Raw genomic sequence first — 15,707 nt, 5'->3', positions numbered from 1 at the left:
CCACAATATTTTAAAATCCAACTTCCAGTCCAAATGTATATGTCCTGATGAAAGGGTAACTGCTGTCAGAAGATGTTCCTCTTTCCGGATCGAAGCCGTCCTTAACAGAAGAGAATGTCAGCAAGTCGTTCCCGGAAACATATGCGCGTATCCGCTTTATGCCCAATTTGTCCATCAATTGTTTTGGAAGGGTATATCCGATGATCATATTTTTCAGTCGAACATAACGGAGAGTTTCCATGTTTACGTCATTAACTGCCCAGTTCCAGTTATTCCGGCTATTGTCAAATGACAATCTTGGGTACAGGGCATCGGTGTTGTCTGGTGTCCATGTTTTTCCAATATAGTACGTATTGATATTTAGGTAGTTGCGGAAAAATGGAGCTCTGCCATTCCCGCCACGTAATAAATTTTGTTTAAGTACTCCCTGGAAGAAGCCGGAAAGGTCAAAATTTTTCCAGCGTATGCCAAGATTTGTGCCGAATGTATAGTGCGGATCAGCATCACCTGCAAAATACAGGTCACTGGTATTCAAAACGCCGTCACCGTTCAAATCAACAACGCTTAGGTCGCCGGCACGCAGCTTACTATTTCCGGTCATGGATCCAAGGTTGCCAGCTGTGTTCGCGGTGTATTTCGCGGTATATGCGTCTGCGTCTGCCTGCGTTGGGAATACACCATTCGTCTTGTAAAGGAAAAGCGAATTGAGCGGATATCCCTGTAAAGGCAGGTTTTGTCCTGGTGCAATTGCAGTTGCGCCGGTTCGCTTAACCAAAAGATTTTTGTTGTTGCTTAAATTCAGCCCGATATTGTAGGAAACCTCGCCTATTTTATCACGCCAATTGAGTGTTGCTTCAAACCCGCGTACCCTGAGGTTGCCCGCATTGCTTGGGGGCGCATTTGCACCTAATACGCCAGGATAAACTAAACTGAGAATTAATCCTGTGTTTTTACGTTCGTATACATCAAAGGATCCGCTAAGCTTGTTGTTGAACATAGTGAAGTCGATTCCGATATTCTTGTTCAGCATCCGTTCCCAGGTCAGTGCAACATTGTATATATTGGAGATTGAATTGGTCCCCTGTACCGCTGCTGTATTACCGAATATTGCGGTTCCGGCGCCGATGCCGGACACATAGTTGAAAGCGCCAATTGCTCCATTTGTGCTTGATAAGCCATTGGTACCGCCCCCGAGTCCGCCGGTTTCTCCATAGTCCGCACGCACTTTAAGGAAGTTCAGGAACTTTAACGGTTTCATGAACTTTTCTTCCGATAAGACCCACCCGGCTGAAACGCTGTAAAAGTTTTGCCGGCGGTGATCTGCATCGAAGCGGGAAGAGGCATCACTACGGCCGATCAGTTCCAGAAGATAGCGTTTATTATAATCGTAGTCGAAACGCCCAAGGTACGATGTAAGTCCTACCTTAACGTCTGAGCTGTTATTGGTCGCGTTTACCGGGGTCGCTGAATTCAGGTCATACAGGCCCGGGTATAATAGGCTTGTACGTTGAGCGCCTAAAACCCTGTCTTCCTGTAGCTCGGCAGTACTGCCCAATGTAACTGCCACATTGTGCTTTTGCGCAAAGGTCTTATTGTAATCCGCAAGTACACCGAAGTTGTTGTAAACGGTATTTGAGATTGTTTCCCCTACGAAGGCTGGATTATAAATTGTTGAAGTTACACGGTCTCCCGTCCAGCTGTAAAGATTATAAGTTTGATTATATTCGTTTTTCATGCCGTCGCGCTTGGTGATTGCCGCCGTTCCGCTTATTGTTAAACCGTCAATGATATTTGCCGAGAGCCTGGTATTGAAACGGAAGAAGTTGTCTGTATTCCTGATACGACCACCGGCTTGTGTCATCGCCACCGGGTTACGGTAGCCATAATCATCATAGTAGTTACCAAGGCTGTTGTAAACGGGAAAAATGGGGGCATCAAAAAAGCCTGCTCCAACGCCATTTCTCGGGCTTTTTACCGATCTTGTATCGTACGCGATACCGGATTGCCATTTTACTTTTTTAGAGATCTGGTAATCATAGTTAAAGCGGGCATTATATTTTATTTCGCCGTCATAAGCTGTTTTAAGAACTGACTTATTGTTAGAATACCCCAAAGAAGCTGCATAGCCGGTATTATCTGTTGAGCCTGTAAGCGAGAGATTCTGTAGTTGAGAAGCTGAATTGCCATAGAGCGCGCTTTGCCAGTTATTATCGGCATAATGCGATACCAACCCGCTCGGTTGGGTATAATCAAATGATTCGCCGTTTGACATTCTTTGAAGGTTGGCAAGTGTCCATTGCGGAAGAAACTGAATTGGGTTGCCTGATGCGTCCACCCTGTCTTGCATTGATGTTTCAAGATAAAGGCTGGCCCATTGCATCATACTACCCCAGGGAACTGTTTTAGCAACTGTATTAATGCTGTAACTGGGATTGTAATTAACCTGGGCTTTTCCCTTACCTCGTTTGGTGGTAATCAATAATACACCTCCCTGCGCACGTGCACCGTAAATTGCGGCAGATGCATCTTTAAGCGCGGTTACTGATTCAATGTCATTAGGGTTTAAGGTGCTGATCTCAAAATCTGCTACCGTAGGCACACCGTCAATAATAATCAGCGGTGAAACAGCCGAAGTAGATGATTCCCCGCGCAGCCTGATGGTCAAATTTTCATTGCCCGGTCTGGGGGAATTTCTTGTAACAACCAAACCGGGAATCTCTCCCTGCAATGCAAGCGCCGCGTTGGGTACAGGCCTGTCTCTGAATACTTCAGATCCGACCTGGGAGATGGCACCGGTGAGTGTTTCTTTTTTCCTGGTGCCATAGCCCACTACGATTACCTCGTTCAGGTCATTCGGCACAGCGCTAAGGCTGATGTGCATAGTGGTTGTGATGTCTGCTTCAACTTCTAATGAACTGAAACCCACATAGCTGATTTGCAGGATTGCACCCTGCGAAGCGGCTATCTTGAAATTGCCTTTAACATCAGTTGCGACCGCTGTTGATGTTCCTTTTACCTTCACTGTGGCACCGATGATGGTTTCGTGGGTCTTTGCATCGGTGACTTGCCCCGATACCGTTGACTGGCCATAGCCGCGAAAACTTACCAATGCCAGTAGGATGGTAAATAACGTAGCATACAGCTTGTAATTAAGTACTGCTTTTCTCATAATTTATTCATTGTTTAATTAATTGGTTGTGCTGTTGGTTAACTAACGAAACGGCTGCTATTGCCGCCTGTTGGTGAAATGGAAAACACACGGCGTATCACACTTAGATGATTTCGCCATTCGGCTGTAATTTTAAGTGTGTCATGCATGATAGCAGAATCTTCAATAAGCGTAACAGGTGATTTCTTGGTTTAAAACGACTCATGGTTTAATTTTTGATTATCAGAAATATGATTTTTAAAGCCTGAATTGCGCTTCTTCAAGGATGACTTCATCCTGCGAAGCGGCATACTCATCATATTAAAATTTTTATCAAAAAAACAGTAGAAGAGCTGCCGGTTCTGATAAAAGACCACAAATTCCGTTTGAAATGATCAAGCGGCGCGATTCATACAGGTACTTAAGGACAGGTTAAATGTAATTCGCCGCAGAGCAGCCGGTTAATCGGCTTTGAATGTGGAACCTTCACGGACATTAATTTTAAAGGGGACAGGTTTCGGTAACCACATTCTGCCATTTCCGATTTCCACCGGCATCCAGAGATATCTGGAATCCCATTGGGACCTGGGCTTCCAGATATCTCCGAGAAATACAACAGTCGTATCTTTCCTTCCCGAAATTTTAAGTAGTAGTGTTGACTGTGAATTATACGTGTTGGTTTCTTTTGGCGCGATATCCTTGAAATCAGACCATGGTCCTTCAAGCGACGTGGCGGTAGCATATTTGTTCGCATTCGGTCTCCAGCCAGTTAATGCTGAGCCTATTGCATAATATAAGCCTTGGTAATGAACAATTGCGCCGCCTTCCATGTGTTGGCGGATCAGACACATTTCCCGTTCTATACCGAGGCAATCTTCTGTAAGTTTAACAATATGGAAGCCAAGTGGCCGGTCTTCAAATACAAGGTATTGCGCTCCGTCATCGTCGACAAATTGCCCGATGTCCCTGCTTTCGTGATCCAACGGGCGGAAGCTTTTCAGATATCGGAACTGCCCGTCCGGACGATCGCAAACCGCTATCCCAACCCGAGCATATTTATACGTAGCGTTATCGAGATGAAAATACATAACGAATTTGCCGGTTTTTTTACTTAAAAATACTTTCGGACGCTCAAGTATCCATTTAGGTCCCAGGTTTTCAGGGTCTGTAAATGCCACTACATCCCTCTTGAATTTCCAGTTCATAAGGTCTTTAGAAACGTAGCAGCTTACATAACGTATATTGCTGTCCAGTCCCCGTCTTCTTTCTTCACCATACCAGTAATATTTGTCTTTTACTTTGGTTATCCCGCCACCGTGGGCCTGTATATGTTCCCCATGATCGTCAAGCCATAATTCTCCGGGGGAAATATGGTCAGCATGCTGCGCGCGCGTTGTTTGCACGTTGAACATAGCAGCAAAGAATATTATGAATGGAATTGAATTTTTTTTGAGGAGCATATTCAAATTATTTAATTTTTGTTAGAAAGGGTGTTCCATGGCGAAATATCATTAAGCAAGGCCTCTTTTAAGAAGCCTCCAAAAACAGTGTCGGATGTTATATGGGAAGGACGAATTCTTACAGCCGGTTATACTCATTTATTTTCGTTTAATTTGGTACTCAGTTATTGTTGTTATCGCATACAACTACGCCGATATATTTTCCCACTTTATTAAGGCCGGATTACTTTTTGTGTTTAATGCGCCATTCAAAATCAACTCAATGAGTTGAGTATATTTTGGCTATTGTTTTGTCTTATTTTATAATAAGAGAGATTATGTTTTATTCAAAAAAGTATATTGTAACGTTATTAGGCTTTTTGTCTGTGCTCTTCGCATCAACGGCATTCGCCAAAAACACCGGCGCGGCTCAACTTATCACCTCGATACATTCTCCGGATGGACGTACCGTAGTTCAAATCAAGCTTAATCAACGGAATCGCCTTGTTTACAGGCTGACATCTGGCGGCCGGGTGATCGTTAATTGGTCGGCGCTGGGAATTAAAACGGACGGGCCAGTTCTTGACTCGCTTCGGTCCGCCCCTCTGGTAAGCAAATTAAAAGTCAGTTCCAGGTTTTCCTGGCCGCTTGGTGAAGATGCAGTGATTGAAGATAATTACGAGGCGGGCATTTTAAAGTGCCATACAGCAACCGGAATGTTCCAAATTTACGTGAGGTTATATAATGGCAGCCTGGCCTTTCGGTATGCTTGTTATAATTTGCCGAGGCGGCCGGTACGCCTGCTGGAAGAGGGTACAGAGATGAATTTTGCAAACGTAAGCACAATCTATCAATATCACGAGGAATCGGTATTCAGGCTTGTAAAGGTCGATTCTCTGGCGGGAGCCAGTGACCTTCCTTCAACACTAGTTGCGGCGGGCTGTGGTTATATCAGCGTTGGGGAAGCTGATAACAGAAATTACACCAAATGCGTGCTTATACGAGGGGAAAAGCCCAATAGCCTTGCATTCCGGTTTTATGTGGATACGCTTTATAGGGGACACAATGCTCCCTCCGTTCAAAAGGATACCATGGTCGTTTTCAGGGACAGTTTAGTGACACCATGGAGAACTATCAGTTTCAGCAAAACAGCGGCCGGACTGCATGATTTTAGTCAACTGAATTTGAAACTTGTTAATCCTCTATCAGCCAGGGTCCCTTCAGCCGTGGTGCCCGGAAAAGTATTCCGGGTACCCATCAACACCCGGGGCGCCCTCGATGGCGTTGATTTTGCTTCAAAAATGAATTTTCAATATATATTGATCGATGCAGGCTGGTACGGCGCCGAGTTCAGAACCGTATCTGATCCCACCAGGCCTTTGCCCGAATTTGATTTACCGCAAATTATTGCCCACGGTAAACAGAAAGGCATCGGTGTCATTCTTTATGTCAATTATGTTGGACTTAAGGCGAAGTTAGATACGCTGTTACCACTCTATAAAAAATGGGGCATCGCCGGTATTAAATTCGGATTTGTTGATGGTGGCACACAAAGAGGGCTATCATGGCTTGATACGGCTATGAAAAAAGTAAACAATTATGGTTTTGTGTTGAATGTACATGATCATTACAAACCTACCGGACTAAGCCGAAGGTATCCTTTTGTGCTCAGTTCCGAAGGCATTCGTGGCGATGAAAACAGCCCGGACGCTTTTCATAATACTGTACTTCCGTTTACACGTTTTCTTGCGGGTGCTGCTGATTTCACTTTTTGTTATCCCAACATGATCAATTCATACAATAAGAATGTTAACGTGAGTAAAGCGCAGCAACTTGCCCTTACTGTCATTTATTTTGATCCGTTACAAGCCATATTCTGGTATGGGCGTTCTCAGGACTACCAGAATGAACAGGAGATAGAGTTCTTTAAGTACGTCCCGACAGTGTGGGACGAAAGCAAATATGTTTGCGGTGATATCGGAAAAGGAATTTGTGTCGTCAGGCGCAAGGGCAACGACTGGTTCCTGGGAGGAGCGGCGGGTTTGGAGCCATGGACCGGGAAGGTTAGGCTCGGTTTTCTCAATAAATCAAAGTCGTATCGGGCAACGATATATGAGGATGACGATAATGGCGGGATTCGCAAAAGGACTACCAATTTAAAATATACAGAAATTTTGAACGTCAGTCTTAGAGCAAAGGGTGGAATAGCTGTTATTATCAGGCCATTGAATTAGCCCGTGAACGATATCTAAAACTATGTCTTTTATATCCAGCTGCTGCGCATTCAGATCAGGGATTTAAAAACCACACATAAATCATCATACTACCATGTACTTCATTTAATGATTTTCGGCAATTTGCTCAGATAAACTACGGGGTCAAAAAAATGATTTACCGCGTTTTAAGCTAAATTTTTACGTGTTATCGCTGCTACAGCTTACACAGGTCATTAAAAATCCCAACTCCGACTTTTCAGCCGGTTTATAAGCGTAAGCGGTTGATATTATTCCTCTTACATGACATGATACAAAATATACCATTGGTGGGCAACTGTTGCGCGATCGTTTTTAAGAGATATAAAAATTCGGATAATAAAAATTTATTTACTGAAGGTAGAGTATGAGGTTCTTTTTAATCAGTCATATTTTTATGATACATAACTTCCGCTTATCATGTGATGCTAGAAAGAAAAAGATCAAGCATGCACGTCACAGCGGGCTTAATTTGAAATTTTAGAAATATATGCTTTGTAAATAAATATGACCGTATCCAATTTCTTCAAAAAAATCGCTCTTTTATTGGTATTTGCAGGGCTTATCTATCGTACGTCTGCACAGGAGTATCCAAAGGCTATCCTAAGAGGTGATTATCCGGACCCGAGTATTATGCGTGACGGGAATGATTTTTACATGACGCATTCGCCGTTTACATATTCTCCCGGCTTTTTAATATGGCATTCGAAAGACCTGCTTAACTGGGAGCCGATAACACGGGCCATGCCAGATCTGGTTGGATCGGCCATGGCTCCCGACCTGTTGAAATATAAGGGTAAGTATTATATTTATTTTCCGGCCAATGGGTCTAACTGGGTGATATGGGCGAATGATATACGCGGTCCCTGGAGTAAACCCATTGATTTGAAGGTGACGCGTATTGATCCGGGACATGCAGTAGGCGAAGGCGGCAAACGTTATTTGTTCGTTTCTGCTGGCGGCATGGTTCCTTTATCAGATGACGGGCTTTCTGTAACAGGCGATCTGAAAGATGTTTACGCAGGTTGGGATTATCCAACAGATTGGATTACCGAATGCAAATGCCTGGAATCTCCGAAGATTTTTAAGAAAGGAGATTATTTCTATATGCTATCTGCCGAAGGGGGTACTGCGGGCCCGGCAACCAGCCACATGGTGGTAGCAGCGCGTTCAAAAAGTATTCAGGGCCCTTGGGAAAACTCACCTTATAACCCTATTGTACATACCTATAGTGCAGATGACCAATGGTGGTCTAAGGGGCATGGAACACTCATTGATGATGTAAAAGGAAACTGGTCGATAGTATACCATGCTTATGAAAAAGGATACCATACCTTAGGCCGGCAAACCCTTATTGAACCTATTGAATGGACGGCAGATGGCTGGTTCAAAACAGCAAAAGGAAAAATGGATTCCGGGGCCAAAGAAAAACAGCATTCATCGGGCTTTACGTTATCAGACAACTTCAATAAAAAAACGCTCGGACTGCAATGGACGGCCTGGAAAGGCTATGATACTAATGCTGTTCAGCTCAAACATGGCAGCCTTTATTTAAAAGCTAAGGGTTCTGGTCCAGAGGATGCGCAGCTTTTATTAACCACAGTCCCGGATACAAGTTATGAAGCACAGGTAGAAGTGAGTTTAACCGGGAGAAGTACCGGCGGGTTGATTTTGTTTTACAATGAGGAAGCTTTTGCCGGCCTTACATCCAATGGTAAAAGTGTTACCATTTATAAGAATGCAGACGCGCATCTCAACAAATCTGTGGCACTGGGAAGGCATTTTTATCTTAAAATAAAAAACAACCGGAATACCTGCGATATGCTTGCCAGCAAGGATGGCAAAAACTGGGTAATTTTCCAATCCGGCTTACGGGTATCGGATTTCAACCATAACAAATATCACGGCTTTTTTGCACTGCGGCCAGGTTTTATGTCAGCCGGAAAGGAAGGCGCTGTGATATTCGATAATTTTAGGTATGAGTCTGTCAACTAAGTGATATCCCAATAAAATAGTCATTATGCGAATATTAACATTAGCAGCGGTGCGCTAGGGAGGCCTTTGTTACCTGAGCTCTAATGGAGAAAATAGGCTGCCTGCGCATGCCTCGTATTTCGTTTACGAGTCGCGATCAGTAGCATTGAAAAATGGTTGGAAGTGATCGGAAACTTAAGTAAGTTACTCTTATGAATAATAGTTTATTAAAAAATTTAGTCTTATTATGGCTATTGTTTGTTGGGCTTGCAGTTAAAGCGCAGCAGAATAATCAGCCTTTACCTCAACCGGTTATCCCGGATTATGTTGCCGACCCCTCCGTGGTTAATTTTAACGGTACGTACTATTTGTATGGAACGGCCGATATTGACCGTGATTTGCAGGAAATGGGGCCACCTGTTGTATGGACCTCAAAAGACCTTGTTAACTGGAGCTATAAAGGAACGCTTTTTCAAGGTATTGATTGGAATAAACCTTACACCTATGGCCCCGAAGGAAAAAAGAAAACGGGATATTTCAGGTACTGGGCCCCTGGTGTGGTAATTAAAAAAGATAACCTTTATCACCTGTATGCTACCATTGTTAAGCCTGATGCAAGGCTCGGTACTTATCATTTAACGGCAAAGAGGCCGGAAGGCCCTTTTAAATTCAGCAATGGATCAGGTGTTTTCTTTAATCAGCCGGAAAAAGAAAGTGAAGAGACTAAGCCTGTCGTGGCTGATATAGATGGAGACCCCTTTGTAGATGAGGATGGGCAGGCTTATATTTTCTGGCGCCGAAGAAAAGCGGCTAAACTGAGTAAAGACTGGAAAACTATTGAAGGCCCGGAAGTATCTATTCCAACCAAGAGATCCGGTTATTCTGAGGGGCCCTTCTTATTTAAGCGAAACGGTATTTATTACTATTTTTATACATTATCGGGCGGAGCCAACTATGCTTATGCCTATATGATGAGTAAAACCGGCCCATTGGGCCCCTTTGTTGCCCCGGAGCAGGATATGGTGTTCAAATCCGATGTTGCGAAAGGCGTTTGGGGCCCGGGCCATGGTAATGTGCTGCGTATCCCCGGTTCAGATAATTATCTGTTTTTTTATCTGGAATACGGCCAGGGAGGCACAACCCGTCAGGTTTTTGTTAACCGCTTACAGTTTAACGCCGATGGAACCATTCAGCCCGCACAGGTAAATACTACCGGGATTGCGGGAATACCCAATTTGAACAAAAATACCCTCATACATCCTGTTAAAGTTACGGCTTCGAGCTCGAGAAGGGATACCGTTATCAAAACAACTATCGACACGGTAATTGATAAGTTGATTGCTATGCCTCCCAAATTTGTTGAAACTGAACTTGTAAGCGTTCAGCGTATAATGGATTTTAAACCAGAAAATGCTATTGACGGTTCAAACGGAACTTTTTGGATGAGCGACAATGCCGATAAGGAACCTTGGTATCAGATTGATCTTGGCACAATAAGGCGGGTGAATAGCCTGGAGCTCTTTTTCGTAAAATCTACACTGGGGCATAGTTTTAAAATCGAGAAATCGGAAGATGGGCATGCATGGAAAACAGTAAATACACTCGCATCGCAGGTGATTCACTCTCCCGAAGTGGTCAATAAAATAGGGAAAACCCGTTTCCTCAAATTAACCATCTTGTCCGGCGCGCCCGGTTTGTGGGAAGTTAAGGTGTATTGACAACATGGTAATACCTATGTACCCGTGAACTGGAATATAGAAATAGAACAATCCCGTTAACTGGAGATAAGTCTGTTTTATTTTTATATAAATAGATAAATAAGCAATCAACAAAAGGAAATCACACAGATAAATACACTTATAACTAAATGAATCGAATTTTAAAGCTCGTCGGAATACTTCATGTGTTGTTAATACAGTGCGCTTTTGCTTCAAAACCTGTTCTGGTTGATCAGCCCGATTCCGTTTATCTATTTTCGTATGGAGCCAATAACCCTTCGGTGGGCCTTCAGTTTGCATGGAGCCCTGATAAAAAGAATTGGAACCTGATTGGAGGAGGAAACGGATTTTTACGAAGCGATTATGGCCCTGGTGGCTCCCAGAAAAAGATGTTTAATCCATTTGTGATTTTTGGTGCAGATAAGATGTGGCATTGTATATGGAGTTTGAATGCTACTGAACAGATTTACGCCCATGCAGCATCAGAGAATTTGATTGACTGGAATCGTCAGAGTTATCCGGCGGTAAGCAAAGGGCAGAATTTTCTTCGCCCCGGAATTAAATTTGATTTGAACCAAAAAAACTATTTGGTTACTTATACAGATGCCAAGGGGAAGTTTTTCGCCGTTGAAACGAAAGATTTTAAAAGAAACGACCGCGGAAGGGAAATTTCCGCTGAAGATTACATCCCTTCAGTTGATGTTAACCTGCCTTCCAGTAAAGTAAGCGGGCAAATTCATCGGGTTAAATGGGCTGTAGTTGACCGGCTGATTAAAGCGTACGAACTCAGAAATTTCAAAAATATTGCAAAGGAGGAAACGACGCAGCAAGATGCTTACCGGTTTGCCGGACTAAAACCAATTGAAGCAAAATTTACTGTGAATGCAGAAAACGCCAAACCAATAAGTAATACCTTGATAGGCATCTTTTTTGAGGACCTCAATTATGCTGCAGACGGGGGATTATATGCAGAACTCATTCAAAACAGGGACTTTGAATACGATTTGCACGATAAGTTTGGAAGTGACAAAAGCTGGACTCGTTCTCATTCCTGGACTTCAGCAGGAGTGGGGGTTAGTTTTACAATTGATTCTATTGCCCCTGTTCACCCCAATAATCTTCACTATGCGGTATTAAAAACAAGTGCGAATGGAGGCTCACTTATCAATTCTGGCTTTGACGGCATAGCTTTAAAAAAAGGTGAAAAGTATAATTTCTCTCTATTTGCTAAACTATTAGATAAAGGGAAAGGAAATCTGAAAGTTCGTTTAATTGGGAATAATGGAGACGTGTTTGGAGAAACCATAATAGCTGTTGCTTCAGGCCCCTGGAGAAATTCAAAAGCTGTTCTTACTTCAAATGCCACCGTTACCGATGCGAAATTGGAATTGCAGGCTATTCAGGCTGGCAGGCTGGCCATTGATATGGTTTCTCTATTTCCTCGGGATACTTATAAAGGCAGAACGAATGGGTTGCGGGCCGATCTGGCAAAAACTATCGCTGATATTCATCCTCGTTTTGTCAGGTTTCCCGGTGGTTGTTTAGCCCATGGAGATGGTTTAAACAATATTTATCGTTGGAAAAATACCATTGGGCCGCTGGAAGCGCGCAAACCACAACGTAATATATGGCATTACCATCAGTCTGTTGGATTAGGTTATTTCGAGTATTTTCAATTTTGCGAAGATATAGGGGCGGAGCCTGTCCCGGTAGTTGCCGCCGGCGTTTCTTGCCAAAATTCCCGAGATGGAGGAAACGGGCAGCAAGGCGGAATCCCAATGGAACAAATGGATGAATACGTTCAGGATATAATCGATCTGGTAGAATGGGCAAACGGGGATGTTAATACCAAATGGGGGAAAATACGTGCTCAGGCCGGGCATCCCAAACCTTTTAATTTAAAGTATATCGGCGTTGGGAACGAAGATTTGATAACCGATATATTTGAAGAGCGATTTACAATGATTGTTAATGCTTTGAAAAAGGCTCATCCCGAGATTATAGTAATCGGAACTGCCGGGCCAAGTTTTGAAGGTACAGATTATCGGGAAGGCTGGGATGTTGCATCCAGGTTAAAGATTCCAATAGTTGATGAGCATTACTATAATAAAGCAGGCTGGTTTATTAATAATCAGGATTTTTACGACAGTTATGACCGGTCAAAACCTAAAGTTTACCTGGGTGAGTATGCAGCAACGGTGCCAGGGCAGGGCGCTAATTTTGAATCTGCCTTATCTGAAGCTATTTATTTAACTTCACTGGAGCGTAATGCTGATGTGGTAAGCATGAGTTCTTACGCTCCCTTACTTGCCAAAGAAGGCCACACCCAATGGAACCCTGATATGATATATTTTAACAATACTGAAGTTAGGCTCACAGCTGCTTACCAGGTGCAAAAACTTTATGGCCAAAATTCGGGAGACCAATACCTGCCAGCTTCGGTAACCCTGTCTAATAGCCAGGATGCGGTAAAAAAGCGGGTGGCTATATCAGTTGTACGCGATTCAAAATCTAAGGACCTGATCATTAAATTAGTGAACTTGCTTCCTGTTGCCGTTAAGGCGCTTACTGATTTTAAAAATATTACGCCTCTGGGAGAAAAAATAACGAAAACTGTATTGCAGGGGCAACTTACTGATAAAAATATCTTGCCGGCAGTTGCAGAGGCTCCACTTGCCGAAATTAATTCAACAGAATTGCCTCCGTATTCATTCACGATACTGAGAGTTAAAACGAAATAGAATTTCCGGAGAACTGGTCTTAACAAAACAAATTAATTTAACAATGAAAATAAGAATAATAATAGCCATTAAGCTTTTAGTCGTCGTAACTTTTATATCCCAACAGGCTATAGCCCAGAAAAAAATTAAGGAGAAAGATATGAGCGCTTACCTGATGGTATATTTCAAGGACGAGACACATAGCCTTTATATGGCATTAAGTAAAGATGGTTATTCATTTTCAGATATAAATAACGGGAAGCCGGTAATGGCGGGAGATACAATTGCCTTACAGAAAGGAATTCGCGACCCCCATATTTCACGTGGCCCTGATGGCGCATTTTATTTAGCAATGACAGATTTACACATCTTTGCTAAAAAAGCGGGCTATCGCGACACCGAGTGGGAAAGGGATAAGGAGTATGGCTGGGGAAATAATCGCTCGATGGTGCTGATGAAATCATGGGATCTGATCAATTGGAGCCGCAGCATAGTCAGGGTGGATCAGGCGTTTCCTGGCCTGGAAGATATAGGTTGTGCCTGGGCGCCCGAAACCATTTATGATAAGGATCAAAAGAAAATGATGATCTATTTTACTATGCGTTTTAAAAACGGCAAAAACAAAATATATTATTCTTATGTAAACGATGATTTTACCAAACTGGAAACAGCTCCGGAATTATTGTTCGAGTATCCGAAAAATGTATCCTATATTGATGCAGATATAACCCGGGTAGGGAAAAACTATCACCTGTTTTATGTGCCTCATGATGGTACTCCCGGTATTAAGCAAGCGGTATCCAAATCACTAAATAAGGGATACGTTTACGATGCTAAATGGTACGACCCGGAACCTAAAGCATGCGAAGCACCAACGGTATTCAAACGGATCGGCGAAAAAAAATGGGTTCTTATTTACGATATCTACGGCATAACGCCTAACAACTTCGGCTTTAGTGAAACCAGCGATTTTATAAATTTTAAGAATCTTGGACATTTCAACGACGGGCCCATGAAAGCGACTAACTTTTCTTCTCCTAAGCACTGTGCGGTTATTCAGCTAACAAAAAAGGAGGCAGAGGCTTTGGCTAAAAGGTGGAATTTTAATGCTCAATTTTAACAACGCCTAAAGCAGGTTATTGACGTGCCTATAGCTTACGGCGTACTTTAAGAGTTGAAGTTAATTTCTAAACTTCGACTCTTTTCTCTTTAAACACTACGCATAGTGGCAGAATTTGCAATGGGCTTTTTATGGGCCCATTAATCAAATCATGTTTTTACTTGACCAGGATACCCCGCCGATACTAAACATCTGATTCAGGGAGCTTCTAATTCCTTATTTCGTTATATAATTCCTTTTAAATTAACCTTTAGGTTCAATTTAGAAGGAATGCCTGCGTCAATAAATCTAAGTTATCTAATTAATGTATAACTAACCAAAACGAGACATTAAGCCCCGTAGGTTACATTTTAAGACCTCTTTAGCCGAAGGGGCGATTTAATTATTCCCAAAGTTTCTTTAATTATAAGCGGCGATGACTAAAGCTTAATCCATTCATTCCCTGCATTAAAAATTAAAAACTGACAGAAGGTAAAATCAGGCCCGTTTTGATCTATTATACCCCCTTCGATTGGCCGTTCTAGGCCTCTCAGCGAGTTCCAATTTGCGATAGTTTAGCGTACTCCACCGGCTAACAACCTTTTTTAACGGCATAACAATTTAGCGTTTAAAAGGTGGTTAGGAACTCCCTTACCGCTCGGGCAGATAGGAGTTTTGGAAGAATACAGAACCAATATAAATAAGAAAATATCAACTCGGGGTATTGCGAGATACTAATTGAGAAAACCATTATGATGAAAAATTTAGAGGAGCTATCCAACCTTTGGAGTGAGGTTTGTATAGGAAATAAACGTTCGTATTCCATAATCCATCAAAATCTTTATCCTGTGCTATATGCTTTAGGCAACAGGATGGTAAATGACGAAGAGCTTACCGATGATCTGATACAGGAGGTGTTTATTAAATTATGGCTAAGAAAGGAATCAATTGGTCCAATTGGAAATGTTAAAGGATATTTCTTTGCTGTTATGCGATCAGTTTGTCTTGGAAGCGACGCTTAAGCAAAGTAGAATGATTGAATACGCGTTAAATCGCTTGCCCGACCGCCAGCAGGAAATAATTCGGCTCCGATTTTTTGAAGGACTGACTTGTGCCGAGATTGGATCGATGACTGGTATAAGATATCAATCGGTTGTAAATCATGTATATAGGGCGGTTCAAACGTTGAGGGAATTGTATGGAGCCGAAGATGAACTACGGGTAGCCTGACATTTTGTACAAACCGTTTTGCCATCACTTAGTTTGCGTGCATTAGAATTACAAATAAGTTTTAGATGAAGTATATTTGGTTGTAGGTAGTACGATCATTTTTTAGTAAATGGGTTTAATGGTTCGG

9 protein-coding genes are annotated in these 15,707 nt (G+C 42.6%); 7 read left to right on the top strand and 2 right to left on the bottom strand.

The window, feature by feature from the left end; all coding sequences use genetic code 11:
- Window positions 1–10: 10 nt before the first annotated feature.
- Window positions 11–3,169 carry a SusC/RagA family TonB-linked outer membrane protein gene (locus AC1DQW_RS21135; RefSeq protein ID WP_477455874.1) on the bottom strand — a complete coding sequence of 1,053 codons (3,159 nt, stop codon included), beginning with the start codon at window positions 3,167–3,169 and terminating at the stop codon, window positions 11–13.
- 440 nt (window positions 3,170–3,609) lie between these two features.
- On the bottom strand, window positions 3,610–4,608 hold the full coding sequence (locus tag AC1DQW_RS21130) for a family 43 glycosylhydrolase (RefSeq protein WP_477455873.1): 999 nt from the start codon (window positions 4,606–4,608) through the stop codon (window positions 3,610–3,612).
- Window positions 4,609–4,925: 317 nt separating this feature from the next.
- Here AC1DQW_RS21130 and AC1DQW_RS21125 point away from each other — a divergent pair, with 317 nt between their 5' ends.
- The 7 genes from AC1DQW_RS21125 (at window position 4,926) to AC1DQW_RS21095 (ending at window position 15,580) form a co-directional block, all read left to right on the top strand.
- The gene (locus tag AC1DQW_RS21125; RefSeq protein ID WP_477455872.1) at window positions 4,926–6,821 is read left to right on the top strand and encodes a glycoside hydrolase family 97 protein; all 1,896 of its coding nucleotides are present in this window, start codon (window positions 4,926–4,928) and stop codon (window positions 6,819–6,821) included.
- Window positions 6,822–7,346: 525 nt separating this feature from the next.
- Window positions 7,347–8,834, top strand: a complete 1,488-nt coding sequence (locus tag AC1DQW_RS21120) for a family 43 glycosylhydrolase (protein ID WP_477455871.1) — start codon at window positions 7,347–7,349, stop codon at window positions 8,832–8,834.
- A 191-nt stretch (window positions 8,835–9,025) separates the two neighbouring features.
- On the top strand, window positions 9,026–10,531 hold the full coding sequence (locus tag AC1DQW_RS21115; RefSeq protein WP_477455870.1) for a family 43 glycosylhydrolase: 1,506 nt from the start codon (window positions 9,026–9,028) through the stop codon (window positions 10,529–10,531).
- A gap of 149 nt (window positions 10,532–10,680) precedes the next feature.
- Complete coding sequence (locus AC1DQW_RS21110; RefSeq protein ID WP_477455869.1) at window positions 10,681–13,272, top strand: alpha-L-arabinofuranosidase C-terminal domain-containing protein; 2,592 nt, start codon at window positions 10,681–10,683, stop codon at window positions 13,270–13,272.
- Between the two features lie 43 nt (window positions 13,273–13,315).
- Window positions 13,316–14,371 carry a glycoside hydrolase family 43 protein gene (locus AC1DQW_RS21105; protein WP_477455868.1) on the top strand — a complete coding sequence of 352 codons (1,056 nt, stop codon included), beginning with the start codon at window positions 13,316–13,318 and terminating at the stop codon, window positions 14,369–14,371.
- Window positions 14,372–15,105: 734 nt separating this feature from the next.
- Entirely contained in the window at window positions 15,106–15,372 is a 267-nt protein-coding gene (locus tag AC1DQW_RS21100) for an RNA polymerase sigma factor (RefSeq protein ID WP_477455867.1), read from the top strand.
- On the top strand, window positions 15,314–15,580 hold the full coding sequence (locus AC1DQW_RS21095; protein WP_477455893.1) for an RNA polymerase sigma factor: 267 nt from the start codon (window positions 15,314–15,316) through the stop codon (window positions 15,578–15,580). Before AC1DQW_RS21100 ends, AC1DQW_RS21095 begins: the two co-directional genes overlap by 59 nt.
- The last annotated feature ends 127 nt before the right edge of the window (window positions 15,581–15,707 follow it).

The sequence above is a fragment of the Mucilaginibacter sp. P5_A4 genome (assembly GCF_056400605.1).
Note: the sequence above shows the minus strand (reverse complement) of the source record. Positions and strands in the feature narration are given on the sequence as shown.

Excerpts from the sequence above, each read along its gene's own strand:
- AC1DQW_RS21135 (WP_477455874.1), bottom strand. The coding sequence starts at position 3,169 with ATGAGAAAAGCAGTACTTAATTACAAGCTGTATGCTACGTTATTTACC.
- AC1DQW_RS21130 (WP_477455873.1), bottom strand. The coding sequence starts at position 4,608 with ATGCTCCTCAAAAAAAATTCAATTCCATTCATAATATTCTTTGCTGCT.
- AC1DQW_RS21125 (WP_477455872.1), top strand. The coding sequence starts at position 4,926 with ATGTTTTATTCAAAAAAGTATATTGTAACGTTATTAGGCTTTTTGTCT.
- AC1DQW_RS21120 (WP_477455871.1), top strand. The coding sequence starts at position 7,347 with ATGACCGTATCCAATTTCTTCAAAAAAATCGCTCTTTTATTGGTATTT.
- AC1DQW_RS21115 (WP_477455870.1), top strand. The coding sequence starts at position 9,026 with ATGAATAATAGTTTATTAAAAAATTTAGTCTTATTATGGCTATTGTTT.
- AC1DQW_RS21110 (WP_477455869.1), top strand. The coding sequence starts at position 10,681 with ATGAATCGAATTTTAAAGCTCGTCGGAATACTTCATGTGTTGTTAATA.
- AC1DQW_RS21105 (WP_477455868.1), top strand. The coding sequence starts at position 13,316 with ATGAAAATAAGAATAATAATAGCCATTAAGCTTTTAGTCGTCGTAACT.
- AC1DQW_RS21100 (WP_477455867.1), top strand. The coding sequence starts at position 15,106 with ATGAAAAATTTAGAGGAGCTATCCAACCTTTGGAGTGAGGTTTGTATA.
- AC1DQW_RS21095 (WP_477455893.1), top strand. The coding sequence starts at position 15,314 with ATGTTAAAGGATATTTCTTTGCTGTTATGCGATCAGTTTGTCTTGGAA.